The following is a 24,382-nucleotide window of genomic DNA, read 5'->3' on the forward strand; positions in this document are numbered from 1 at the left end:
CCGGCATGGCACGCCTCGTGCCGAAATTCGTTGGTAAAGCAAGGCCATGCTTGAATTTGACAATGTGTCCAAGTCTTTCTGGACCGGCAAGCAGCACAAGATCATCCTCGAGCAGGCCTCGTTCCGGGTGGAGCTGGGCCAGTCGCTTGGCATCCTTGCCCCCAACGGCACCGGCAAGACCACTCTTGTGAACATGATGTGCGGCCTGGAAAAGCCCGACGAGGGCAAGATCCGCCGCGAATGCCGCATCTCGTTTCCTCTGGGATTCATGGGCGGCCTGGTCACGCGCCATACCGGCAACGAGAACGCCCGCTATATCGCGCGCATCTATGGGCTGGACCCGGATTACGTGTCGGCCTTCACGCGCTGGCTGTGCGACATCCACGAATATTTCGACATGCCGGTGGGGACGTATTCGACGGGCATGAAGCAGCGTTTCAACTTTTCCCTGCTGCTGGCGCTGGATTTCGACATCTACCTGATCGACGAGGGCATGCCCCAGACCACCGACGTGGAATTCAACCGCAAGGCCGGTCGCGTGCTGTTCGAGCGGCTGCAGACCGCGACCACGGTGATCGTGTCCCACCAGCCCAGCACGATCGAGAAATTCTGCAACCGTGCCGCGATCCTGCGTGATGGCAGGCTGTATCTGTTCGAGACCCTCGACGAGGCCAAGCAATATTATGACTACACCTCCTAAAGCGCGCCGGTACAACACGCAGGCGATGGCCTCGGTCACGCCGCAGACGCCCCCGCCGGGGGATCAGCCTGCGGCGGACACCCCCGCCCCACCCCGGCTGGAGGTCGCACGCCGCAGCGACGCACCGCCGTCGGACACGTCCGAACGCCAGGCCCGGCTGGAACGGTTCCTGTCGACGGAACCAATCGACGACGGTCTTGGCGATTTTCGCCTGACCCCGCCCGCCCCCGCCAAGGACACCCCTGCCGCACCTGCTGCGGAGACTGGCGATATCGAGGCTCAGCTGGCGGCCATCCGTGCCGAAAAGCTGTCCGAGCGCCAGCTGCGCATCGCCAAGCGCATCGCCGCCCTCCACCAGATCGAGGTTTCCTCAGCAGAGGAAGCCGTGCTGCGCCTGCGCGAACGCGGGATCGACCCGTCGCACCGCAGCGCCGTCGGCAGCATCCTGTCATCCGAGGGCACGCGCGCACAGGCGGCACCCTCGCCCAACGCGCCGGCCGTGCGGCAGGCCCCTGTTCCGTCGATCCTGCCCAACCGCAGCCCGGCACCCCCCGGCCGCCCCGCTTTGCCGTCGCGAGAGGAGCTGACCGAAGAAAAGCGCTCCGCCGAGATCTATCGCATCCAGCGCGACCTGGCCCGCCGCCGCCGCCGCCGCATGGCGATGCTGGCGATGCGGCTGGCGCTGTTCGTGTTCCTGCCGACCGCGCTGGTGGGCATCTATTACGGGCGCTATGCCTCTCCACTGTTCGCCACGGTGTCGCAGTTCCAGATCCAGTCGGCCGAAAGCGGGTCCAGTGCCGGCGGTCTGGGCGGGATGCTGGGCGGGTCCGGCCTGGGCACGAACCAGGATGCGGTCGCGGTGCAAAGCTATCTGACCTCGCGCGATGCGATGCTGCGCCTGGACGAGGATCTGGGGTTCCGCCGCGCGTTCCAGGACCCTTCCGTGGACGCGATCAAGCGCCTGCCCGCGGATGCCACGAACGAGGCGACGTTCAGCCTGTACAAGGATTCCGTCAAGATCGGCTATGACCCGACCGAAGGCGTGTTGAACATGGAAGTCATCGCCCCCGATCCGCAGCTGTCCGAACAGTTTTCCCGCGCGCTGATTTCCTATGCCGAACAATTAGTTGACGCCCTGACCTCGCGCATGCGGGCCGACCAGATGGACGGCGCGCGTGAGACCTATCAGGATGCCGAGGAAAAGATGCTGGCAGCCCAGGTCCGCGTCCAGGAGCTGCAGGAGAGGCTGGGCGTGCTGGACCCGGTCGCCGAAAGCGGTGTGGTGATGGCGCAGGTCAGCATGCTGGAAGGCCAACTGGCCGAAAAGCAGCTGGAACTGGGCCAGCTGCAGGCCAATGCCCGCCCGCTGCAAAGCCGCGTCGCCACCGTCGAGGGTGACATCACCCGCCTACGCGACCTGATCGCCCAGACCCGCCAGCAGCTGACGCAAGGGAACGATACCCGCAGCTCGCTTGCCGCCATCGGCGGAGAGCTGCGCGTGGCCGAGGCCGAGATGCTGACCCGCCAGGAAATGCTGGCCGCCGCCGCCGCCCAGATGGAGACCGCGCGCATCGAGGCGAACAAGCAGGTCCGCTATCTGTCGCTGTCCATCGCGCCCATCCCGCCGGACGAGGCCACCTATCCCCGCGCCTTCCAGAACACCCTGGTGGCATTCCTGGTGTTTTCGGGTATCTATCTGATGCTGTCGCTGACGGCCTCCATCCTACGCGAACAGGTATCGACATGACGACTGCCAAGCATATCCCCATCGGCTCGATCACCTGCGGCAACGACCTGCCGCTGACGGTGATCGCCGGACCCTGCCAGCTGGAAAGCCTGGATCACGCGCTGATGATCGCCGAGGTCATGGCCAAGGCCTGCGCCGATGCGGGTGCGTCCTTCGTGTTCAAGGCCAGCTACGACAAGGCGAACCGCACATCGCTGTCGGGCCGCCGGGGCCTGGGCATCGACGAGGGGCTGGAGATCCTGGCCGCGGTCCGCGACCGGTTCGGCTGTCCGGTGCTGACCGACATCCACGACGCCGACCAGGCGGTGCGCGCCGCACAGGTGGTGGACGTGATCCAGATCCCGGCGTTTCTGTGCCGCCAGACCGACCTGCTGCTGACGGCGGGACGCACCGGCGCGGTGGTCAACATCAAGAAGGGTCAGTTCCTGGCGCCGTGGGACATGCCCAATGTCGCCGACAAGGTCGCGTCGACCGGCAACGACAACATCCTGCTGACCGAACGCGGGGCCAGCTTCGGCTACAACACCTTGGTGGCCGACATGCGGTCGCTGCCGATCATGGCACGCACCGGGTATCCGGTGATCATGGACGCGACCCATTCGGTCCAGCAGCCCGGCGGCCAGGGCGGCAGTTCCGGCGGACAGCGCGAATTCGCGCCGGTCATGGCTCGCGCCGCGGTGGCCCTGGGCGTCGCCGGCGTCTTCATCGAGACGCACGAGGCTCCCGACACCGCCCCATCGGACGGGCCGAACATGATCCCGCTGGACCAGATGCCGGCATTGATCGCGTCGCTGATGGCCTTCGACCGGCTGGCAAAGGCCGACCCGCTGTCCGCATGATCCGCATTCTGCTGATCCTGCTGGCGCTGGCGGGACCCGCTGTCGCGCAGGTGCCCGACCCTTCCGCGCCGCAGTCGCCAAGCGGCGCGATCTCGACCCAGGACAATCGCGCGACGGATCTGGCGATCCTGTCGCGCATTTCCAGCATTTTGGCACAGGTCCCTGAATTCGATGGCGTTCGCGCGCGCGTCGATGCCGGGATCGTCACGCTGATCGGCGAGGTGACGGAACAACAGACCATTGCCCGCCTGGAATCGCTTCTGGCCCGCGTCGAGGGCGTCGTGGCGATCGAGGATCAGGTGATCCTGTCCACCGACTTGGGCACACGCCTGGTTTCCGTCCGCGACCGCTTTCAGTCGCGCATGACGGCGGTGATCGCCGGCCTGCCCTTCATGGCGCTTGGCTTGGCCGTTGGGGCTCTGATCGTGCTGGCGGGCGGCTGGCTGTCGCGGCGGGAACGGACCCTGTCGGGCATCGCGCCCAACCCGTTCATCGCCGGATTTCTGGCGCAGACGATCCGGCTGACTGCGTGGATCGTGGCGCTGGTGGTGGCGCTGGACCTGATGGGGGCACGGGCGCTGTTGGGGACGCTGCTGGGCGCGGCGGGTATCTTTGGCCTGTCGCTTTCGTTTGCGGCCCGCGACACGATCGAGGGGTTCGTCGCCACGATGCTGCTGTCGCTGCGTCAGCCCTTCAACCCCAACGACCTGATCGAAGTCAACGGTCTGCGCGGTCGGGTGATCCGCCTGACCAGCCGTGGCACGACCCTGCTGACGCTGGACGGCAACCACATCCACATCCCGAACCAGATCATCTACAAAGCCGTCCTGACCAATTACACGCGCAACCCGGAACGCCGTTTCATGGTCGATCTGACCATCGATCCGGCCGCCGATCTGGGGCGCGCCCGCGATGTGGTGCTCAAGGCGCTGGCAGGGATGGATTTCGTGCTGAAACGCCCCGAACCCGTCGCCTGGCTGGACGCACAGGGGCCGGATCATGTGATGATCCGCGCCGGCGGATGGGTGTCCCAGGACGGCACCGATTTCGACCTGGCCCGGGGAGAGGCGTTCCGGCTGCTGCGCCATGCGTTGGACACCAAGGGTTATCTGGTGCCGGAACCGGTCCACCGTATCCGCCTGGAACAGCCCGAGGCCGAGCCCGCCCGACCCCTGCCCGCCCCTCGCGTCCCGCGGATGCGCGTCTGTCAGACCTGAATTCCGACGCCGCCTTCGAGGAGATGGTCGAACGTGGCCGCATCGACGACGGTCGCGACCTGCTCAGCCCGACGCCGCGGGCCTAGGCCGCGCGCCCGGCGGCATCCGCCGACGCCCAGGCCCACTGGAAGTTGTAACCACCCAGCCAGCCCGTCACGTCGACGCATTCCCCGATGAAGGCCAGCCCCGGCACCTGCCGCGCCTGCATGGTCCGCGCATCCAGATCGCGCGTGTCCACGCCGCCAAGCGTGACTTCGGCGGTGCGATAGCCTTCGGTGCCCACCGGCCGGACCTGCCAGCGGTTTACGCGCGCTCCAAGCGCATCCAGCCGGGCGTTCGGCTGATCGGCCAGCCGCGCCTGCGCCAGCCCTGCGTCCGCAGCGACGGATTGCGCCAGCCGTTCCGGCAGCATCTGGGCCAGGACCGTCGCCACCTGCGCCTTGCCGCCGCGTGCGGCCTTCAGCTCGGCAGCGATGTCACGGTCAGGGGCCAGATCGACAGTCAACACCTCTCCGGCCTGCCAAAAGCTGGAGATCTGCAGGATCACCGGCCCGCTGAGCCCGCGATGCGTGAACAGAAGCGCATCGCGAAAGCTGCCCTTGCCGTGGGTGATCCGCGCCTCGACCGACAGACCGGCCAAAGGGCGACACAGCGCCAGATCCTGTTCCGCGAAGGTCAGTGGCACCAGCGCGGGGCGCGTGTCGATCAGGCGCAACCCGAACTGGCGGGCAAGGTCATAGCCCAGCCCCGTCGCCCCGATCTTGGGGATCGATTTGCCGCCTGTCGCGACCACGACCCGCCCCGCGGTGATTGGCCCGCCCGCGGTCGCGACCACGAAACGGTCACCATCCTGCGCGACCCCGTCGATGCGCGTGCCAAGGCGCAGCTCCGCCCCGGCCATGCGATCCAGCAGCATCTCGGTGATCTGGGTGGCCTTGCCGTCGCAGAACAGCTGTCCCTGGGTCTTTTCGTGCCAAGCGATTCCCGCGCGGTCGACCAGATCGACAAACGCCTGCGGGCGATAGCGCGCGAGGGCGCTGGCCGCAAAGCGAGGGTTGTCCGACAGGAATCGGTCCGGCCCCGTCGCAAGGTTGGTGAAATTGCACCGCCCTCCGCCCGAAATACGAATTTTTTCGGCGGGCGTGGGCGCATGATCCAGCACGATGATCTGCCTGCCCTGCGCAAGGGCAGAGCCCGCGCAGAACAATCCGGCCGCCCCGGCCCCCAGAATGACGATATCGGCGTGTTCCATGGCGCGTCGATACCGGGGCTTTCGGACGGGGGCAAGATTTCTGCATTTTTCGTCTTGCACCCATCTGCGGGCTTGGGTAATCACCCTCCACAGTTGGGGCGTGGCCAAGTGGTAAGGCATCGGTTTTTGGTACCGTGTACCGTAGGTTCGAATCCTACCGCCCCAGCCAACATCGTCTAAGATATTGGAAGATAAGCAGGAAGCAGCCGCCAGGCACGCTATTGGACCGATGTCCTCCATGCCTGTCTTCCAGACCTACCGCGCCCCAGCTTCGAGGGCCACGAATGGGCATCGCAAACTTCGTCTTTCGCCGGGCCGCTATCTACACATGGCGCCGTCGCATTCCCACACGTATCGGTTGCGAAAGCCTCCACCTTCAGGTCAGTCTGGGAACGGCCTGTCCGGCAACCGCACGGCGCCTCGCGGGCATCCTGACGCATGAAAGTGACGAGGTCTTCGAAGCGATGGCACTGGACGGACTTTCCAAAGAAGCGGCCAGGCAATGGCTGGAGCAGGTTGTCCGGGACGAGATGGCCCGCATCGAACGCCGCAAGCGGGCACAGTCAGACAGTCGCGAAACCGGCTATGCCCGTATGAATGCAGAAGAGGACCGGGCCATGGGGCACGCACTCAGGCTTTTGGCGCGGGATGGGGTCAGCGCCGAACTCGGCGATGAGGAAAAGCAGGAACTGGTCTCCGAAGGCGTGCCAAAGTCTTCCTTCGAGCGGGTCGAGGCCTACCTTTCGCAGGCGGCAGGTGAGGTGCTGGCTCCGAGCGTGGAAAGCAAGATCCAGAACGGGATCTCAGCGATCACAGGAGATGCCCTCCCGAGCGCTCACGATTTCCTCGACGCGCGGACCATCTATCTTCGGGGTCGCGCCGCTGTCTATCTGAACGCGTCGCAGCGCCGGGACCCAGCCCTTGCCGAGGCGCTGAAGGTCGCGGAGGCCCTTGAGCAAGGAGGCTCCGAGCCTACCACCCCAGTCACCCAGGAGACTGAGCCGGCCTTTGATCCCGCGATTGCTGCCATCGCAGATCGCTTGACAACCAAGAAAATGAAACTCGGGCGAGCGACGGAGAAGACGGCCTACCAGATCCGCAACACTGCCGCGCTTCTGGTCGAGGCCACCGGGGTGACCGATATCAGGCGCCTGAAACAGTCGGACATTGCCGTTTTTTGCGACGTGATGTCCCGGCTTCCTCCAGCCTATCGAAAAAGCCCCAAAGAAAAGTTGGTGCCGCTGGCTGACATCATTGCGGCTGCGGCCGAAACGTCTGCCAAAGTCGGTTTGTCGCCCGCGACGGTCAATAGGAACCTTGGCTTCGTTGCCCAGATCGTCAAGCATGCAAATGCCGAAGGACTTCCGACGCAGGGGACCATCGACGTCAAGGACCTTCGAGAGTCCGATGTAGAGGATGATCAGGACAAGGTTCCCCCATTTGAGCGTTCTGATATCCGCAAGCTGTTCGAAGGATCCATCTGGTCAGGATGCCGCAGTTCGGCCCGACGCACATCGCCTGGAGCCTTGGTTATCAAGGATGGTCTCTACTGGATCCCGATGATCGCGGCATATACCGGCGCGCGCAGGGAGGAAATTGCCGGGCTGTGCAGATCGGACATTATCAATGAAGACGGGGTATGGGCGTTCGAATTCGCCTTTACTGAGGTTCGCCGTCTCAAGAACCTGCAATCGAAAAGAAAGGTGCCTATCCACGAACACCTGATTGAACTCGGTTTCCTGAAACATATTGCCCAAGTCGAAACCGGCAGAATTTTCCCTGAACTCAAGCGAAAGTCGGCACGGGCAAATCTCGGCGACGACATCCACTACAACTTTAGAGCAATGCTGGACAAGCAGCTTGGGCCAACCGCCAGAGATAAAAGGTTTCACTCTTTCAGGCACTACGTGATCGATGAATTGAGATTTAAGCAAAGAGTTGAAAAGCTGACCCGCCACCACATTCTGGGCCATTTGGTAGACTTGACGGAGGATCGCATCTACGGAAAGCGAACCCCGCTCCCGATCATGAAGGAGGCGGTAGATGCTTTGCCGCGTGTGTTTTAGCACTCATTGGGCCCCAGCCGTCGAGACGTGTTCCCTTCCGGCGAAGCCGCTGCCTTCCGGGTCGATTACGGCGCGGTTCGACAGTCGGCGGCACAGCATCAGCTTTCCACTTCGTGACATATTTTCGCCGGTGCATTCGGCCCGAAGCCGACGTCCATCTATTGTTGGGGCTGGAGTGCTGCATCGCGAGGTTAAACGGTGGTGCAACGCGCAGCGACATCTTTATGCTGTTTCCGCCGCTTGAGAAACGGGCAAAGCGGCTCCGCGGCTGGTCGCCGCCACCATCCACGGCTGCACGGACTGTCCGCCGAAGATCACCTCGCGCGGCAATTGGAAAATTGAGTAGGGGTTCAGCGCCGGCAGAGCGCCGGCCTCGTGCAGTCGGACCTTCTGTTCCGGCGACAAAGTGATCTCCAGCGCCTTGATATTGGCCATTACCTGCCCCGGCCGGCTGACGCCCATCAGCAGTGTGCCGACGCCCGGCCGCGACATGACCCACGCCAGGGCCGCCTGCGCCATCGGGACGTCCAATTCTGCCGCTACGTCGCGCAGGGATTCCACGACCCCGAAGTTGCGCTCGGTGAACAGCATGCCGCCATAGGGGTTGTCGCCGCTCAGCCGGTCGCTCCTGCCCGCTTCGGCATCCATGGCGCGATCCGGCACCGCGGAGGTGCGGCCGGCCTCGGCCAGCATCTCGCGGCCATACTTGCCGGTCAGCAGGCCGCCGGCCAGCGGGCTCCAGGGCATGATCCCCAGCCCGAAATGCTCGGCCACCGGCGCGAGGTCCAGCTCGACCCCGCGCTTGATCAGCGACCAGGCGTTCTGCAACCCGATCGGCCCCGGCAGACCATGCGCCGCGGCCAGCGTGGCCACCTTGGCGACATACCAGGCCGGCGTGTTCGAGAAGCCGTAATAAAGGATCTCGCCGCGCGCGACCGCGGCGGCCAGCGTCCGCAGCACCTCTTCCGGCGGGGTCGTTCGGTCCCAGACATGCATCCAGTAGAGGTCGATCCGATCGGTCCCGAGACGCCGCAGCGAGCCCTCGATCCCCAGACGGATGTTGATCGCGCCGTTTCCGCCATGCAGCGGATGGCCCTGCGACCGGGCAAAGCCGGACTTGGTGGACAGCACCAGACGGTCGCGCAGCCCGCTCTCCGCCACGAACTGGCCCAGCATCCTTTCACTCTCGCCGCCGCTATAGACGTCGGCCGTGTCGATGACATTGCCGCCCGCCGCCACATAGGCGTCGAAGATGCTACGCGCCTCGGCCAGGTCGCTGCCCCACCGGCCCGCGCCGAAGGTCATGGTGCCAAGCGTCAGCGGGCTGACGATCAACCCCGATTGGCCAAAGCTGCGGTAGTCGGTCATCTGCATGGATCATGCTCCTCGCTGCGGTGATGCCGTGAGCGTAGAGCCGCGCGGCGCGGCCCATTAGCCGCTTTCCGTGGCATGAGCCTGTGAGTATTCTTCACAGATGACACGGCAGAACCTCAACGATCTAGCGGCCTTCGCGGTCATCGCCCGGACGCGCAGCTTCACTGCGGCGGCTGCGGAGCTTGGCGTATCGCCCTCGGCCCTCAGCCACGCGATACGGGCGCTGGAGGAACGGCTCGACCTGCGACTCCTGGCGAGGACCACCCGCTCGGTCGCCCCAACCGAGGCCGGCGCGGCGCTGCTGGACCGCCTGGCTCCGGCGCTGGCCGAGATCGATGCAGGTCTCGCAACGTTGGCCGAATGGCGTGCCTCGCCTGCAGGGACGGTGCGGCTGACGACCTTCCACTGGCTGGCCTCGACGCTGCTCTCGCGCAAGCTGCCCGGCTTTCTCAGCAGCCATCCGGGCGTTACGGTCGAGGTGAATGTCGATGACGGCCTGCGTGATCTGGTGTCTCTGGGCTTCGATGCGGGCATCCGGTTCGGTGAGAGCGTCGAGCGCGACATGATCGCCGTGCGGATCGGCCCGTCGCTGCGCATGGCTGTGGTTGCGACGCCGGATTACTGGAGCACCCACGGCCGCCCCCGCCATCCGCGTGATTTGCTCGGCCATCCGTGCATCACGTATCGCAACCTCGGCAACGGATCGTTGTTGCCGTGGGATTTCGAAAATGACGGCAAAGAGTTGCGCATTCAGGTTCGCGGCCCGCTTGCCTGCAATTCGGCGGACTTGGCGCTTGCCGCGGTGCGGGCGGGCTGTGGAATCGGCTGGACCGAACAGCAAGATGTGGCCGCGGACCTTGCCACAGGACGGCTGGAGCGGGTGCTGGACGACTGGTGCCAACTTTATCCCGGCGCCTTTCTATTCCACGCGAGCCGACGACAGGTCCCCGCGCCGCTGCGCGCGTTGATTGACCATCTCAAGGAATAGTGGGCAGGGGCTGCACCGCGCGGGGCCGGCACGGTCGCGCCAACCTTGGGGACCCGTTCAGATCGCTTGCCCGCCCGAGACCTCGATCCTCTGCCCCGTGACCCACCGGTTGTCGTCGGAAAGCAGGCGCGTCACCATCGGGCCGATGTCGTCAGGCACGTCCACGCGGCAGAGAGCCGTCATTCCGGCACAACCCGCCTTCAAATCGCCGTTGATCCGCACGATGCCACCGCCGAAATCAGTCTCGATGGCGCCCGGCGCCACCTTGTTCACGGCGATGCCGTGGGGCCCAAGCTCCTTTGCTGAATAGCGCGTCAGCACCTCGATTGCCCGCTTAGCCATGACGTAGCCGGGGAAGTCCTCGGCCGAACACCGCGTAAGACCGGAAAAGATATTCACGTTCCTCGCGCCATCGGCGGTAAGCGCCCGCACGGCCTGCGTCAGGAAGTCGACGCCTTTGACATGCATGTCGAAGAGCGTGTCAAACTGCGCCTCGGTGGTCTCGGCGAATGGCATGAGCTTTCCATGCACAGTGTTGTTCACCAGACGATCGAAGCTGTCACGGCTCCAAACATCGCTTAGGCAACGCTGCAAATCGCTGGCAAACGTCGAAAACTCAGCCAGCTCTGAGATATCCAGCCTGATCGTCACGACTTCGCGACCGAGCGCCTTGATCTCCCCAACGACGTCCTCGGCCTGTGCAGCATTGCTGCGATACGCCACAATGACATCGCCACCGCCGCGGGAGATGGAGTGTGCGGTGTTGTAGCCAAGGCCACGGTTGGCGCCCGTCACAAATGCGATCTTGCTCATGTCTTGCTCTTATCATCAGCGAATAAGAAGAAGATGAGCTACTATGGCCGGCGGTTGTTGCATGTTTCTCGGGAACCTTTGGCTGGTCCACCGAAGTTCGGACAAAAACTTCGCTCGGGGCGGGCCGTTATTACGTGATGCTGCACGCCTCTCTGACTCGCTGGTGCAATGCCCAGCCTCCTCACCCTCGTTCGCCGCCATGCCGAGGCACATGCCAACCGCTTAGGTCATCTCCGTCTTCCTGTCGATCTGGCCAACCGATCGGCGGCAACGGCAGGCGGGCGTCCTGTCATTCGGTGGTCGGCCGAGGGCCGGAGGCACGGATGAGACTTGCGGATCCGATTAAGGACAAGGCGGCGGCCGCGTGGCATTTCGGGCGCCTGCGCCGGCTGGTGCGGGCCGAGGCTGGGCTGGCACCTCAGGTGCTGGTCAGCGTTGCCGCGTTCCCCTGCCAAGATCCCTCCTGTCCGGGGCCGGCGACACAGATCACGATCCTGAGCATGGACCTGACGCGGCGGTCGATGGTGATCCACCGTCCCGCCACCGAGGTAAGCGCCGCCGATATCGCTGCGGCCCTTTGGGGAGGCACCCGGCCTGTGACAGGCCGGGTGCGCTGATGTCAGTGGACAACGCCGCTGCCGCCGGCGACGGCGATGTTATAGGGCATGCCTTCGACCTCGATCGTGCCCAGTTCGGACAAGTCGCCCGTGCTGATGCGACGGATCAGGCCGGCATTCGGGTCGGTCACGACGACCTCATCCCCGGCCATGGCGATGCGCGGGCGGGCGTCGCTCCAGTGGCCGTCCATCGAATAGGGCTCGGTCACGCGGGCGGACTGCTCGATCTGGGCCGACAGCAGGTCGATGCGGTGCAGGCTGCCATCCTCGGTCAGCACGAAGGCGTTCGCGGGCTTGGGCATGTGAGCCCGACCGGTATCCCCCACTCTGCCGGTTCGGGGCGCTGCAGCGCATAGAAGTCCCAAGCCCGGGCTATTGTCCTGACGCGCCGAACAGATCGGCGTCGGCCGTGCGAATCATTCGTCCAGTCGATAACCCATCATACCTTTAATCGATTGGATTGATTTATCGCCGCGTATCATGGTCGCGCCAGTTCCCTATGCCGAGGCAGCCATGACCCAAACCCTTGTTCTTGTCTTCCACCCTGACCTAAGCCGATCCCACGCGAATGCCGCTTTAGCCAGTGCCGCCAGGACGGTGCCGGGCGTGACCGTCATCGATATGACGGCGACGCGCGCCGATGGCGGGGTCTCGTTTTCCGATGCCGACGCCCAGGCCGCGATGCTGATGGCCGCCGACCGGATCGTGCTGCAATTCCCGCTGCACTGGTATTCGACGCCGCCCCTGCTGAAGGCGTGGCAGGACGCGGTCCTGACGCGGATGGTCTATCTGGCCCCCGAAGAGGAAGGACGCCATCTGCGCCGAAAGCCCTTGATGCTGGCCGTGACGGCGGGCAACAAGGCCAGCGCCTATCGCCCGGGCGGCGCGAACCTGATGCCGCTCACGGATCTTCTGGCGCCCCTCTGGGCGACGGCCAACCGCTGCGGACTGGTCATGGACGCGCCGTTCTTCCTTTACGAAGCCGACCGGCTGACCCCGGCCGAGCGCGATGCCGCCGCCGGTGATTACGCCACGGCACTGGAACGCTGGATCAGCGCCACCACCCCGGCCGAGGTCTGAGCCATGATCAGGCCGCATGACACGCTAGGCGATCTGCATCGCGGCACACCCCTCTGGTTCACTCTGTCGGCCTGAATGCTTCCAGCGGGGCTGTTCCTGCAATTCCTGCTGGCCGGAGGGGCGCTGTTTCAAGATGCACGGCTATGGGGCCTGCACGGTGCGGTCGGCGGCCTACTGGCCGTTCCCGTGATGGCGATGCTGGCCGGAGCACTTTGGGGCCGTCATCTGCGGGGCTTTGGCTGGTGGGCCGGGGTGATCCTTGTCCTTTACGGGGTGCAACTGGCGCTGGCCGCCGAAGCCCAGCCGCTGCCCCTGGCCTTTCACCCCTTCAACGCCGCGCTGCTGCTGGCCGCCAGTCTTGTCCAGCCGGCCAAGGTCGAGCGGCGGCGCGCCAAGAACCACCACATCAACGGAGACCAGTGATGACCCTTTCCAGACGCCAACTGCTGCGCATGGCAAGCGGACTTGCCGCCGCCACTGTCGCAAGCTCGATGACGACGTTCCGCTCGATGGCCGAAGGGGTGGGCACGCCCAGCTTTCTGTCCGGCCATTTCCGCCCCGTGGACACCGAAGCGACGGCTTTCGACCTGCCGGTGCGCGGGGCGATCCCCAAGGCGCTGTCGGGGCGGTATTTCCGGAACGGCCACAACCCGCAGAACGGAGAGAACCCGGGTGCCTGGTTCTATGGCGCCGGCATGATCCATGGGCTGCGCATCGCGGGCGGCCACGCCGAATGGTATCGCAACCGCTGGATCCGGACCCCCGCGCTGGAAGGCGCACCGCTATTTCGCGAGGATGGTTCGATGGACCTGACCGCCAGCACCGCCGCGACCAGCGTGATCGCCCATGCGGGCCGCATCCTGGCCCTGCAAGAGGTCAACCTGCCCTTTGAGGTCACCCCCGAGCTGGAGACCTTGGGGGTCCATGATTTCAACGGCGCGCTCGAGACGATGATGACCGCACATCCGCGTGTCGATCCCCGGACGGGCGAGTTGCTGTTCTTCGGGAATTCGCCGCTGCCGCCCTTCCTGACCTATCATGTCGCGGATGCGAACGGGCGGCTGACTCACTCTGAGGTGATCGAGGGGCCGGCCGGATCGGTGATCCACGACTTCGCGATCACCGAGAATTACGTCATCTGGTTCGACCCCAACGTGACGCTCGATCTGGGCAGCGGGCTGCATTTCCCCTACACGTGGAACGACCGCTATCCGGGCCGGATCGGCATTCTGCCGCGCGACCGGTCCAAGGGCGACATCATCTGGATCGACGTCGATCCCTATTATGTGCTGCATTTCACAAATGCATGGGAAAATGCGGACGGCACGATCACTGTTGAATGCCCGCATTTTGACAAGGCCAGCTGGTCGGCCGCCTCGGCCTTCATCGAGGGCGTATCGGGTCACGGATCGCTGCCGGTCCAGGGCAGCCGCCGCTCGCGGTGGACAATCGACCTTGCCGCACGCACCGCCCGGTCCGAGATCAAGGACGAGACGACGATTGAGTTCCCCAAGATCAACGATGCCTTCACGGGCCGCGCCAACCGCTATGCCTATGCGGTGTCGTTTCCGGGGCCGGGGCAGCAGACCTGCGGGCTGGTGAAATACGACATGCACAGCGACCGCGTGGACCGGCTGGTCCTCCCCGAGGGCGTCTATGCGGGCGAGCCCTGCTTCGTGCCTGATCCCGAGGGCCAGGCCGAGGATGACGGATGGCTGCTCAGCTTCGTCACCGACCTGCGCGCCAATATCGGCGAATTGTGGATCATCGATGCGCGCGACATCCGCAAGCCTGTCGCCAGTATCGAAATCCCCGTCTGGACCCCGGCCGGCGTTCACGGATCGTGGATCGACGACAGCGCGATCTGACAAGGCACCCGAGCACGGGGCCAAGGCGGGTCCAGTCACCCAGGCCAGCGGCGCACATGATCCACAAGCGCGCGCAGCTTGGGGGCGATGTGCTGACGCTGCGGGTAATACAGCAGGAAGCCTGGAAAGGGCGGCAGATACGGTTCGAGTAGCGGCACCAACGCGCCGCTCTCGACATGCGGCCTGAAGCACTCCCACGGGCCGAAGGTGATGCCACCGTCGGCCAGCGCCATGCGGATCATGAGGCGCAGGTCATTCGTCGTCACCTGCGGCTCGACCGCGACATCGAAGGGCTGCCCGTTCTCGACGAACTCCCATCGCCAGGGCGCCGTGTCCGGCCTGGGCCGCCAGCCGATGCAGCGATGCGACAGCAGATCGCGCGGATGCTGCGGCGTGCTGCGGCCTTCCAGATAGCGGGGCGTGGCAACGGCGGTCTCGCGCTGCGCGCCGCCGATCGGCACGGCGATCATGTCCTGTTCGATCACCTCACCCAGCCGGACCCCGGCATCAAATCCATGGGCCACGATGTCGAATTCCTCGTCCGTCACGGTCACGTCCAGAATCACCTCGGGGCAGGCTTCGGCAAAGCGCGTCAGCAAGGGGCCCGACAGGAATTCCTCGGCGATCGAGGTCACGGCCAGGCGCAACCGCCCGCGCGGCACATCGTCCCGCATCTCGAGCGCGGTCATCACCGATGCCATCGGACCCCGAAGGCCCTCGACCAGCCGCTCTCCGGCCTCGGTCAGCCTGACGGAGCGCGTCGTGCGCGCCACAAGCTGCTGGCCAAGTATGTCCTCCAGACGGCGCACGCCTTGGCTGACGGCCGAGCGTGCGATCCCCAACCGGTCAGCAGCAGCGGTGAAGTTCCGCTCTTCGGCGACGGCCAGAAGAAGCGGCAGCAGGTTTAGGTTCATTGTTCAGATTTGCTTACCACCGCGTCCATCATCTGCATGATACCGAAACAGGTCCGATGCGTCCATCCTGGAGGGACACACAAACCAAAGGAGGCAAAGGATGGACAAGGTCATTCTGATCACCGGCGCATCAAGCGGCATCGGCGAGGGGCTGGCCCGCGCGCTGGCCGGGGCTGGCGCCAAGGTTCTGCTAGGCGCAAGGCGGACGGACAGGCTGGAGGCGCTGGCCGACGAACTGCGTGCCAGGGACGCCGTGGTCGAGACTGCGGCGCTGGATGTCACCGACCGGGCGGACATGCAGGCCTTTGCGCAGCGTGCGCTTGCGCTTTGGGGACGGATCGACGTGCTGATCAACAATGCCGGGATCATGCCCCTGTCGCCCCTTGAGGCCTGCAAGTTCGAGGAATGGGACCGGATGATCGAGGTGAACATCAAGGGCGTGCTGTGGGGCATTGGCGCGGTGCTGCCCACGATGGAGGCGCAGGGTCACGGCCAGATCATCACCATCGGCTCGATCGGGGCGCTGCAATCGGTGCCAACGGCGGCTGTCTACTGCGCCACGAAGTTCGCAGTGCGGGCGATATCGGACGGGCTGCGTCAGGAAAGCAGCACGATCCGCGTGACCTGCGTCAATCCGGGCGTCGTGGAAAGCGAGCTGGCCTCGACAATCACTCATGCCGAGTCGCGCGCCTTCATGGACACGTATCGCGCCATCTCGCTGAGACCGGCGGATATCGCCCGCGCGGTGCGCCACGTGATCGAGGCGCCCGACAGCGTGGACACGTCCGAAATCACCATCCGGCCTACTGGGGCGACATGACCATGCCGCTCATCGCGCAGCGGCCGCGCCACGCCGCATGGCAGGGCCGGATGTCCCGCAAGCCGCAGGAGGGCCGCCGATGATCGCCCTGGTGCTCTCACTCTTTTCCGCGCTCGAGGCATCGCCTGCGACACGGGCGGCAGAAATCCCGAACAGGACAGAGAAGGCTGAGATGCAGCAACATCCCTATATCGGCATGTGGGTCACCGCCGACGGACGCATCCGCCAGGAGCTTCTGGCGAATGGCCGATACGACGAGGCCCGCGGCACGCGACAAAGCGCCTATCAGGGCCGCTACGAGATCACCGGCAACCGGATCCATTACTGGGACGATACCGGTTTCGAGGCAGGAGGCACGTTCGTCAGCGACGATGAGCTGCATCACGCCGGAATGATCTTCTTTCGCCAGCGATGATCCGCAAGACGAAGCCGCCGAGCCGACCGGACGCGGCCGGGATCGCCCCGGCCGCGTCCATCAAGACGGGCCCTCACATGATACCGTGATCAAACCGCAAGATGTGCCTGAAAGCCCAATGAAGGAAGCTTTTCGACATTATTCCTGGAGGCCGACAGCGGACAGGGCCGCGACAATCGCACCCGCCTCGGCTGCCAGCTGGGTCCGCGTCGGCGTGATCCCCAGAACCACCATCCGCCAGTAAAGCGGCGCGGGCAGCAGATCCAATGCGAGATCGCGATCCAGATCGCCGGGCAGCTCGCCCCGGGCGATCGCACGGTCCAGCAGAACCTGCGCGAGGTTCCGGCGCGATCTGGCCACGCGGTCGTTCAGGTCCCGCATCGCCGGCGACCGGGCGGCCTCGGCGTGAAGGTCGGGCAGGATGCGGCGGATCAGGGGATGGCGCAGGACAGCCCGCAGGCGGGTCAGAAAGACCAGGACATCGGCGTGAAGGCTGCCACGATCCTCAGGCATGGCGATCTGCACCCCAAGCGCCGAAACCGCAGCTGCGGCAAAGTCTTGGTGCGACGAAAAGCGGCGGTAGATCGCCGCCTTTCCGGCGCCGGCCCGCGTCGCCACCCGCTCAATGCTGATCGCCGCAAATCCGCGTTCGGCCCATTCCTGGAAGAACGCGCGGTAAAGCGCCTCTGTCAGCGCGACGCTCGGCACGGCCGCGCCCGAGGGCGTCCGTCTAGTTTTTTGGACGGAACGGTTGCGTTCCAACGTAAGCTCTCCCATATGGTCGATACGTAACCGTTCCGACCATAAGAGGTTTCGACATGAGCGACAAGTTCAACAGCTTCGCCGATCTTCTGCGCGCTGCGCTCGGGCCCAGGCTGGCCCCCGCAGACAGCCTGTCCGGATTCTTCACAGAGGACGTCATCTTCGAGTTTCCCTACGCGCCCAACGGGCTGCCGAGACGACTGGACGGCCGGGCGGCGCTGGAGGCCCATCTCGCGCGGCTCGGCCCGCTTCTCAACTTCGGGCTGATGCGGCTCAGCAGCGTCCACTCCGACGGCGACACTGTGATCTTCGAGTTCTCATGCACCGGCACTGGCACGCGCACTGGGGCGCCCTATCATCAGGACTACATTTCGGTGGTCACGCTGCGGGACGGGCACATCGCGGGGTATCGCGACTACTGGAACCCGCTGGTCGTGCTGACGGCCCTGGGCGGCCCCGAGGCCGCTGCGGCGCCTTCGCGGAGGCGGCGGCATGACGGCGCGCGTCCTGATCACCGGCGGCCGGGGCAAGACTGGCCGGCGCGTCGCCGCGCATCTCGCCGCGCACGGGGTCGACGTCGTCCTTGGCACGCGACGGCCGTCCGGCCCGCAGGACTGGCGCTTCGATTGGGCGGACCCGGGCTCGGCCGCGGCCTTCGACGGATGCGAGGCGGCCTATCTCGTAGCGCCGACCGACCGCACCGACCATCTGACCGTCATGGAGCCCGTTCTCGATGCGGCGATGCAGCGCGGCGTGCGACGCTTCGTGCTGCTTAGCTCGTCACTGCTGGAGGCCGGGGGGCCGATGATGGGGCAGGTCCATGCCTGGCTGGCGCGAAACGCACCAGAATGGGCCGTGCTGCGCCCCTCGTGGTTCATGCAGAACTTCTCGGAAGGGCCGCATACCGCGACGATCCGGGACGAGGGCGTGATCTACTCGGCCACGGGCACCGGGCGGGTCGGCTTCATCGACGCCGATGACATCGCGGCCTCGGCGGCGGCCTGCCTGGTCGCATCGGCGCCCCTCAACGCCGACGTCGTGCTGACCGGGCCTGAGGCGCTGAGCTATGACGACGCGGCCGCCCTCATCGCGGCGGCGCTCGGCCGGCCGGTGCGCCATGTCTCACTGGAGCCCGCCGCGCTGACCGCACGCTTCGTCGCCCAAGGGCTGCCGGCGGGCTATGCCGAGACGCTGACGGATCTGGACCGAGCCATCGCGGCCGGAGCCGAGGAAGCGACGACGGACGGGGTCGAACGGGTAACCGGCCGGCCCTCGGCCCCGTTCCGCGTCTTTGCCGCAAGGGCCGCCGCAAGCTGGACCTGAGAGCGGGCCGCCCGCCCCTCACGCCTCGCTGTCCGGGATCGTGATGGAATTGCGCAGCTCGAAGAGGCCCTTGGTGAAGTTCTGGACGAGCGTGGCGCGCTGATTGTCAGGACGGAACAGCAGCAGGCTCTTAAAGGCGATCTTGGGGCGGAACGGGCGCAGGATCAGACTCCTCTCGACGAAGCCCTCGGTCGCTAGGGGGTTCGTCATGCGACCCGGACGCGGCCCCGACGGAACCGAGGCGATGCTGGAGGACAACCTGGTCCTGATCCGGCGACGACGGGTATAGGATATGGGGCACCTATGCCGCAGCACGTGACATATGGGTGTCCGCGATCCGGAGTTACGGCCCACCCCGTCCGGACGACATCGAGGCAGTTCTTAGATCGCCGCCGTTCAGGATCCGACGCAGCCGGGGCGCCGCGAAATCGAGGAAGGCCCGGACCTTGCCTGCGGCACGGCGGCCTTCGACATGGACCATATGAACCGGCAGCGGCGTCGGCTCAAATGGCGCAAGTAGGATGCGCAGACGATCCTGCTCGACATCCTCCGCAATCTGGTAGCTCAGCGCCTGCGTCAGGCCCCAGCCCCTCCGGGCAAGGTCCAAAGAGGCCGCGACGCTGTTCATCGTCAGGCGCGGCTTGATCCTCAGCGCAAAGGTCTCGTCCGCGCCGAACCGCCATTCCAGCGGGGCGGCGTCCGTTCGCGCGGCGATCAGCCGGTGCCCCGGCAAGTCAGAGGGGACGGACGGCAGCCCGTGCGCCTCGATGTATCCGGGTGCGCCACAGATCACCCGCCGCACCTCGCCTACCTTGACGGCAGTCAACTCTGACGACGGCAGCGGCCCGATGCGCAGCGCCAAGTCGAACCCCTCTTCAACCAGATTAACTATGCGGTCCAGCATGATCAGTTCGGCGCTGATGCCGTCATGTGCTTCAAGGAAATCGGTGACCAGCGGTGCAAGGTGCAGCCGCCCGAATTCCTGCGGGCAGGTGATGCGCAGCGTGCCGACGGGTTGCGCCGCTGCGCCCGAGACCGCATCGTCGGCGGCCTGCAATTGCCGGAGGATATCGCGCACCTCTTCGAGATAGGCGCGCCCGGGCTCGGTCAGGCACAATTGCCTCGTGGTGCGGATGAAAAGGCGCGCCCCGGTCGCGGCCTCGACCTCGGCGACGCCCCGTGTGGCCGAAGGCGCGCTGATCCCCAGGGACCGGGCGCCCCCGGAAAAGCTGCCCGCATCGGCAACCGCGACGAAGACCCGCAGGGATTGCAGCTTGTCCATGCCTCCATTCTTTCATTTATAGAAACAGTACAATACAGAGGAAGCGTATTAATTCGGTATCTGTTTATCTCTATTTTGCCCTCAGCACACAAGGAGCAAGACAGATGACAGATGACGCAAAGCGCAGCCCGTTCATTCTCTATCGCCATCCGAAGTCCGGGCATTGCCATCGGGTGGAACTGATGCTGTCCCTGCTGGGCCTGCCCTACGAGACGGTGGATCTGGATATGGCAGTAGGGGCACACAAGGTGCCGAGTTATCTCGCCATCAGTCCCTTGGGTCAGGTTCCGGCCATAGACGATGACGGCGTGACGTTGTCGGATTCGAATGCGATCCTGGTCTATCTTGTCGCGCGCTATGGCGCGGCGTCGGCTTGGCAGGGCCGCAATCCGGTCGAGGCGGGGGAAATCCAGCGCTGGCTGTCCATCGCTGCCGGAGAGATCGCGTCGGGCCCCTGCGCCGCGCGGCTGGTGACCCTGTTCGACGCGGATCTGGATCACGATGCTGCGGTCGCCCGCAGCCATGCCCTGCTCTCTGTTATGGAGGCACATCTGCGCGCCCGCGACTGGCTGGCGGCGGACCGCGTGACGCTGGCCGACATCGCGAGCTACAGCTACATCGCGCATGCCCCCGAAGGCGGGGTCGGCCTTAGCGCCTATCGCGCAATCCGCACCTGGCTTACGCGCGTCGAGGCGCTTGAGGGCTTCGTCGGCATGGCCCGCTCGCCCGCCCTGGCGTGAAGGAGCGCGCGATGGCTCAGCCCACCCCGTTTCACACAGGCGAGCAGGCCGCCCAGAGGCTGGCCGGCACGACCGAGAGCGCCGCGTCCGGCGGCGCCTTCATCCGCAAGGCCATGCCCGACCAGCATCGCGCGTTCTTCGCCGATCTGCCCTTTCTGGTCGTCTCGGGCGCGGGGATGGACGGGCGGGTCTGGGTCTCGATCCTCGAAGGGCCGGGCGGTTCGTCTCGTCGCCCGACCCGGCCCGTCTGACCATCGGATCCCGCCTGCCCGAGGACGATCCGTTGGCCGCCGGGCTTGCCAGGGGCGGGCCGGTCGGGCTGCTGGGGATCGACCTGGCCAGCCGCCGCCGCAACCGGCTCAACGGCACGCTGACACCGACCGCGCAGGGCTATGGCCTGCAGGTCGAGCAGAGTTTCGGCAATTGCCCGCAATACATCCATTCCCGCGACTGGTCCCGCGTGACACACAGCGGGGCCCCCGCGCCGCGTATCTCAGAGCGGCTCGATGCCGGGCAGGCCCGGCGGATCTCAGCGGCGGACACGCTGTTCATTGGATCGGGGCTTCCCGGACCGGACCGCGCGACCGGATCGGGGGGATTTGACGCCTCGCATCGCGGCGGCGCGCCGGGCTTCGTTAAGGTTCAGGATGACGGCTCGCTGCTGATCCCGGACTATTCCGGCAACAACTTCTTCAACACTTTGGGGAACCTGCTGCTCAACCCCCGTCTGGGATTGCTGTTCGTCGACTTCACCACGGGCGGACTGCTGCATGTCGGCGGGCTCGCCCGGATCGACTGGAACCCACAGGACAGCCACGATCCGGCCGCGCGGCGCATGATACGCGTCGCCGTCGACAGCGTGGTCGACCGCCCCGGCGCCCTGTCGCTGCGCTGGCGGTCGGCCGACAGCTGGCTGCGGCTGAAGATCGTGGACAAGGTTCCCGAAAGCGCGGGCATCACCTCATTCCATCTGGCCCCGGCCAAGGGATCCTTGCCAGGCGGATCCGAGGCGGGACAGCACCTGCCCGTGCGGCTGAATACCCCCGGCCATGCGGCGGGGGTCGAGCGCAGCTATTCCCTGTCGGGCAGCCCGGCGGCCCCGACCTGGCGCATCAGCGTGAAGCGTGAGACCTACGGCATCGCCTCGCGCTTCCTGCACGACCGGATCGGCATCGGAGACGAGATTGACGCCCGCCCGCCGCAGGGCGATTTCACCCTGCCCCAAGGCGATCGTCCGCTTGTTCTTGTCAGCGCCGGGGTCGGGATCACGCCGATGCTGTCCATGCTGCATGCGACGATCAGCACCCGGCCCTCCCGGCCGGTGCGTTTCGTCCATGTCACAAGGAACGGCCGCGATCACGCCTTCGCAGCCGAGCTGCAGCATCTGCTGGACCAGAGCGACCGCGCCACCCGCCAGATCCATTATACGGCGCCGATCGAAAGCGACGATATCGCCGCCTTCGACCGAACCGGGCGGGTCGGAGCAGCCGAACTGGCGGCATTGCCGTCGGCGACCGGGGCCGATTTCATGCTCTGCGGTCCGACCCGGTTCATGGCCGAGATCCGGGCCGGGCTTGAGGAACACGGCATCCACGCCGATCGCATCCATGCCGAAACCTTCGGCCCTGCCGCACCCGCCGTTGATGGCGCAACCTCGACAGCGGCGCCCTGACGCGGGACCCCGCCGATCATGCAGAGGTGAGTTGCATCCCTCTGACGAAAAACCGTTAATTGGGGAAATGCAGCGGCCCTCCCGATGCAGGGCCTGCCGGTGGGTAAACCGCGCGACCGCCGCGCCTCGCCAGATCGCGCGCCTAGAACGGGTGTAGATTGGGCTTTTTATCGGGGAACAGTGAGTGATGAAAAGAGTTGGCGCCAGCAGGGCGCATCCGGCGCCATTGCGCCCCTCAACCTTCGGGGCCGCCCTGCGGGCTGAATCCACCGGCAGGGCGCTCAGCCTGCTGTGCGGCGCGGTCCTGATCCTGTGCCTCAATGTTACGCAAGCCGTGGGAGGAGACCCCTTGACCGTCGAGACCGAAATCACCGCCCCCGGCCCGCAAGGTGCGCTGGCGGGAACGTTGACCCTGCCCGATGCCGGGCTGGCCGATGATATGCCGGTCCTGCTGATCGTGCCCGGATCGGGGCCGACCGACCGCGACGGGAATTCGCCGCTTGGCGTCACCGCCGCGCCCTATGCGTTGCTGGCCAAGGCCCTGGCCGAACGGGGCATTCCCTCGGTCCGCATCGACAAGCGCGGGATGTTCGGCTCGGCCGAGGCCGTCAGCGATCCCAATGACGTCACCATCGCGGGCTATGGCGACGACCTGCTGGCCTGGGCCGAGAACATCCGCGACAGCCTGCCGGGCACCAGCGGCCCGCGCTGCGTCATCCCCTTAGGCCATAGCGAGGGCGGTCTGGTCGCCCTGGCGGTGATGGACCGTCTTGCCGCGTCCTGCGGGCTGGTCCTTGCCGGCGCCCCCGGACGGCCCATTGCGGATGTCATGCGCCAGCAATTCCGCGACAATCCGGCCAATGCCCCGCTTGCCGAGGCCGCCGAGACCGCCTTACGGTCACTGGAGCGGGGCGAAAGGCTGAATGCCTCGACGCTGCCCGCCGCGCTGCAGCTGATCTTTTCGCCTCAGGTGCAGGGGTTTCTCATCGATGTCTTCAGCCATGATCCAGCCCGGCTGATTGCGGATCTGCAGGTGCCCGTCCTCGTCGTGCAGGGCGGCCGCGACGTGCAGGTGCCCGAGGATGACGCCCGCATTCTTGCCGATGCCGCGCCGCAGGCCGATCTGGCGATCCTGCCCGAGGTGAACCACGTGCTGAAGACCGTCCCGTCGGATGGATTGCCAGAGAATATCGCCACCTATTCGGACCCCGACCTGCCCATCGCCCCCGAGGTTGTTGAGGCGGTCGCGGATTTTGTCACCCGCATCAGGCCAAGCGCCGGCCCGGATGGATCGCCCTGACCCGGGCGCGGGTCTGAGGCCGATCAGCCGAGGCTGCCGCACCAGCGGCGTGCCAGCCAGCCCGAACAGCCGGACAGGATCGCTGCCGGAATGGCCAGCACGACAAGCAGCAGCAGGCCGACCGCGATCATCGGCCCGCCCCCGCTCTGAACCAACAAGACCGGAAGCTGCCCCATCGTCAGCACCAGCCCGGCAAGCCAAGCCCTCCGGTCAAAGGCGGCTCCCGCCACTGCGGCCATCAGGATGGACAGCGGATAGGCCAGCGTCCAATAGTCTTCCGCGTCCCAAGGTTCGGGCGTCTTCGCCAGACTCGCCACAAGGGTCCAGTAACCCACACTCAGAATCGTCAATACAAGGAAGGGACGTGTGGTCATTGTCGGCCCGATTCCACAGGACCGCATGAAGTTCTTTGCATGATCATGATAAGCAAGCCATTTTCATATTTGAGCCGGTCGGACCGGGCGGATGTCGAAAGGCTCGTGACCGCGCAAGATTGCACCAGCATGACGCTGGCCGGAAAAGTCTGGCCTATCGGAAGGATTGTTCGGCATAAGGCAGGCTTATGCGCCCCCATGCATTTTCTGGCTTGGTCG

At 65.7% G+C, this 24,382-nt stretch carries 26 protein-coding genes, 1 tRNA gene and 1 pseudogene; 19 read left to right on the forward strand and 9 right to left on the reverse strand.

Annotated features, from left to right (window positions below; genetic code table 11):
- The first annotated feature begins 46 nt into the window (after positions 1–46).
- The 4 genes from TY51_RS11355 to TY51_RS11370 are packed head-to-tail and all read left to right on the forward strand — an operon-like array spanning position 47 to position 4,503.
- Complete coding sequence (locus TY51_RS11355; RefSeq protein WP_042249748.1) at positions 47–700, forward strand: ABC transporter ATP-binding protein; 654 nt, start codon at positions 47–49, stop codon at positions 698–700.
- Positions 684–2,447 carry a capsule biosynthesis protein gene (locus tag TY51_RS11360; protein ID WP_042249749.1) on the forward strand — a complete coding sequence of 588 codons (1,764 nt, stop codon included), beginning with the start codon at positions 684–686 and terminating at the stop codon, positions 2,445–2,447. The genes TY51_RS11355 and TY51_RS11360 overlap by 17 nt, the downstream gene beginning before the upstream one ends.
- Positions 2,444–3,286, forward strand: a complete 843-nt coding sequence (gene kdsA / locus TY51_RS11365) for a 3-deoxy-8-phosphooctulonate synthase (protein ID WP_042249751.1) — start codon at positions 2,444–2,446, stop codon at positions 3,284–3,286. Before TY51_RS11360 ends, kdsA begins: the two co-directional genes overlap by 4 nt.
- Complete coding sequence (locus TY51_RS11370; RefSeq protein ID WP_052650079.1) at positions 3,283–4,503, forward strand: mechanosensitive ion channel family protein; 1,221 nt, start codon at positions 3,283–3,285, stop codon at positions 4,501–4,503. Before kdsA ends, TY51_RS11370 begins: the two co-directional genes overlap by 4 nt.
- An 82-nt stretch (positions 4,504–4,585) precedes the next feature.
- Here the strand turns inward: TY51_RS11370 and TY51_RS11375 are convergent, their stop codons facing one another.
- On the reverse strand, positions 4,586–5,755 hold the full coding sequence (locus TY51_RS11375) for an NAD(P)/FAD-dependent oxidoreductase (protein ID WP_042249753.1): 1,170 nt from the start codon (positions 5,753–5,755) through the stop codon (positions 4,586–4,588).
- 94 nt (positions 5,756–5,849) lie between these two features.
- On the opposite strand from TY51_RS11375, the gene TY51_RS11380 reads away from it, so the two are divergent.
- A tRNA-Gln gene (locus TY51_RS11380) sits at positions 5,850–5,924 on the forward strand.
- 115 nt (positions 5,925–6,039) lie between these two features.
- On the forward strand, positions 6,040–7,821 hold the full coding sequence (locus TY51_RS11385; RefSeq protein ID WP_042249756.1) for a site-specific integrase: 1,782 nt from the start codon (positions 6,040–6,042) through the stop codon (positions 7,819–7,821).
- 222 nt (positions 7,822–8,043) lie between these two features.
- Here the strand turns inward: TY51_RS11385 and TY51_RS11390 are convergent, their stop codons facing one another.
- Positions 8,044–9,195 (reverse strand): aldo/keto reductase, encoded by a 1,152-nt coding sequence (locus tag TY51_RS11390; protein ID WP_042249758.1) that lies wholly within the window; start codon positions 9,193–9,195, stop codon positions 8,044–8,046.
- 100 nt (positions 9,196–9,295) lie between these two features.
- On the opposite strand from TY51_RS11390, the gene TY51_RS11395 reads away from it, so the two are divergent.
- Positions 9,296–10,183 carry a LysR family transcriptional regulator gene (locus tag TY51_RS11395; RefSeq protein WP_042249761.1) on the forward strand — a complete coding sequence of 296 codons (888 nt, stop codon included), beginning with the start codon at positions 9,296–9,298 and terminating at the stop codon, positions 10,181–10,183.
- Between the two features lie 57 nt (positions 10,184–10,240).
- Here TY51_RS11395 and TY51_RS11400 read toward each other — a convergent pair whose 3' ends face one another.
- Positions 10,241–10,996 carry an SDR family NAD(P)-dependent oxidoreductase gene (locus TY51_RS11400; protein ID WP_042249762.1) on the reverse strand — a complete coding sequence of 252 codons (756 nt, stop codon included), beginning with the start codon at positions 10,994–10,996 and terminating at the stop codon, positions 10,241–10,243.
- Positions 10,997–11,319: 323 nt separating this feature from the next.
- Here TY51_RS11400 and TY51_RS11405 point away from each other — a divergent pair, with 323 nt between their 5' ends.
- Complete coding sequence (locus TY51_RS11405; RefSeq protein ID WP_052650082.1) at positions 11,320–11,613, forward strand: hypothetical protein; 294 nt, start codon at positions 11,320–11,322, stop codon at positions 11,611–11,613.
- 2 nt (positions 11,614–11,615) lie between these two features.
- On the opposite strand, the gene TY51_RS11410 is transcribed toward TY51_RS11405, so the two are convergent.
- Complete coding sequence (locus tag TY51_RS11410; RefSeq protein ID WP_042249764.1) at positions 11,616–11,915, reverse strand: hypothetical protein; 300 nt, start codon at positions 11,913–11,915, stop codon at positions 11,616–11,618.
- A gap of 211 nt (positions 11,916–12,126) precedes the next feature.
- Here TY51_RS11410 and TY51_RS11415 point away from each other — a divergent pair, with 211 nt between their 5' ends.
- From TY51_RS11415 to TY51_RS11425, 3 genes are all read left to right on the forward strand, one after another.
- Positions 12,127–12,693, forward strand: a complete 567-nt coding sequence (locus tag TY51_RS11415; RefSeq protein WP_042249768.1) for an NAD(P)H-dependent oxidoreductase — start codon at positions 12,127–12,129, stop codon at positions 12,691–12,693.
- A gap of 75 nt (positions 12,694–12,768) precedes the next feature.
- Positions 12,769–13,116 (forward strand): DUF6220 domain-containing protein, encoded by a 348-nt coding sequence (locus tag TY51_RS11420; protein ID WP_231559020.1) that lies wholly within the window; start codon positions 12,769–12,771, stop codon positions 13,114–13,116.
- Positions 13,116–14,561, forward strand: coding sequence for a carotenoid oxygenase family protein (locus tag TY51_RS11425; protein WP_197054742.1), 1,446 nt, complete (start codon positions 13,116–13,118; stop codon positions 14,559–14,561). Before TY51_RS11420 ends, TY51_RS11425 begins: the two co-directional genes overlap by 1 nt.
- A gap of 35 nt (positions 14,562–14,596) precedes the next feature.
- Here TY51_RS11425 and TY51_RS11430 read toward each other — a convergent pair whose 3' ends face one another.
- Positions 14,597–15,475 carry a LysR family transcriptional regulator gene (locus TY51_RS11430; RefSeq protein ID WP_042249771.1) on the reverse strand — a complete coding sequence of 293 codons (879 nt, stop codon included), beginning with the start codon at positions 15,473–15,475 and terminating at the stop codon, positions 14,597–14,599.
- Positions 15,476–15,575: 100 nt separating this feature from the next.
- Here TY51_RS11430 and TY51_RS11435 point away from each other — a divergent pair, with 100 nt between their 5' ends.
- Positions 15,576–16,295 carry an SDR family oxidoreductase gene (locus tag TY51_RS11435; protein WP_042249778.1) on the forward strand — a complete coding sequence of 240 codons (720 nt, stop codon included), beginning with the start codon at positions 15,576–15,578 and terminating at the stop codon, positions 16,293–16,295.
- Between the two features lie 79 nt (positions 16,296–16,374).
- The gene (locus tag TY51_RS11440; protein ID WP_081994922.1) at positions 16,375–16,710 is read left to right on the forward strand and encodes an Atu4866 domain-containing protein; all 336 of its coding nucleotides are present in this window, start codon (positions 16,375–16,377) and stop codon (positions 16,708–16,710) included.
- 138 nt (positions 16,711–16,848) lie between these two features.
- On the opposite strand, the gene TY51_RS11445 is transcribed toward TY51_RS11440, so the two are convergent.
- Positions 16,849–17,418: a TetR/AcrR family transcriptional regulator gene (locus TY51_RS11445; protein WP_231559021.1), complete on the reverse strand. Its 570-nt coding sequence runs from the start codon at positions 17,416–17,418 to the stop codon at positions 16,849–16,851.
- 110 nt (positions 17,419–17,528) lie between these two features.
- On the opposite strand from TY51_RS11445, the pseudogene TY51_RS21060 reads away from it, so the two are divergent.
- Positions 17,529–17,864 (forward strand): annotated as a pseudogene (locus TY51_RS21060) (nuclear transport factor 2 family protein); the annotation flags it as partial.
- Between the two features lie 100 nt (positions 17,865–17,964).
- Positions 17,965–18,795, forward strand: coding sequence for an NAD(P)H-binding protein (locus TY51_RS11450; protein ID WP_042249784.1), 831 nt, complete (start codon positions 17,965–17,967; stop codon positions 18,793–18,795).
- A gap of 18 nt (positions 18,796–18,813) precedes the next feature.
- Here the strand turns inward: TY51_RS11450 and TY51_RS22720 are convergent, their stop codons facing one another.
- Both TY51_RS22720 and TY51_RS11460 read right to left on the reverse strand, forming a co-directional pair.
- Positions 18,814–19,053: a hypothetical protein gene (locus tag TY51_RS22720; RefSeq protein WP_042249787.1), complete on the reverse strand. Its 240-nt coding sequence runs from the start codon at positions 19,051–19,053 to the stop codon at positions 18,814–18,816.
- An 85-nt stretch (positions 19,054–19,138) separates the two neighbouring features.
- Positions 19,139–20,077 carry a LysR family transcriptional regulator gene (locus TY51_RS11460; protein ID WP_042249789.1) on the reverse strand — a complete coding sequence of 313 codons (939 nt, stop codon included), beginning with the start codon at positions 20,075–20,077 and terminating at the stop codon, positions 19,139–19,141.
- Positions 20,078–20,181: 104 nt separating this feature from the next.
- Between TY51_RS11460 and TY51_RS11465 the strand changes: the two genes are divergently transcribed.
- From TY51_RS11465 to TY51_RS11475, 4 genes are all read left to right on the forward strand, one after another.
- Positions 20,182–20,817 (forward strand): glutathione S-transferase family protein, encoded by a 636-nt coding sequence (locus TY51_RS11465; protein WP_042249791.1) that lies wholly within the window; start codon positions 20,182–20,184, stop codon positions 20,815–20,817.
- A gap of 11 nt (positions 20,818–20,828) precedes the next feature.
- A complete protein-coding gene (locus tag TY51_RS23430) occupies positions 20,829–21,068 on the forward strand; it encodes a hypothetical protein (protein ID WP_231559022.1) in 240 nt (79 codons plus the stop codon).
- Between the two features lie 32 nt (positions 21,069–21,100).
- On the forward strand, positions 21,101–22,489 hold the full coding sequence (locus TY51_RS11470; protein ID WP_231559023.1) for a pyridoxamine 5'-phosphate oxidase family protein: 1,389 nt from the start codon (positions 21,101–21,103) through the stop codon (positions 22,487–22,489).
- Positions 22,490–22,838: 349 nt separating this feature from the next.
- Positions 22,839–23,789, forward strand: a complete 951-nt coding sequence (locus TY51_RS11475; protein WP_052650084.1) for an alpha/beta hydrolase — start codon at positions 22,839–22,841, stop codon at positions 23,787–23,789.
- A gap of 23 nt (positions 23,790–23,812) precedes the next feature.
- Here the strand turns inward: TY51_RS11475 and TY51_RS11480 are convergent, their stop codons facing one another.
- A complete protein-coding gene (locus TY51_RS11480) occupies positions 23,813–24,106 on the reverse strand; it encodes a hypothetical protein (RefSeq protein ID WP_052650086.1) in 294 nt (97 codons plus the stop codon).
- Positions 24,107–24,382 lie beyond the last annotated feature (276 nt).

It is taken from the genome of Paracoccus sp. PAMC 22219, assembly GCF_000787695.1.
In the GTDB taxonomy this organism is placed as follows: domain Bacteria; phylum Pseudomonadota; class Alphaproteobacteria; order Rhodobacterales; family Rhodobacteraceae; genus Paracoccus.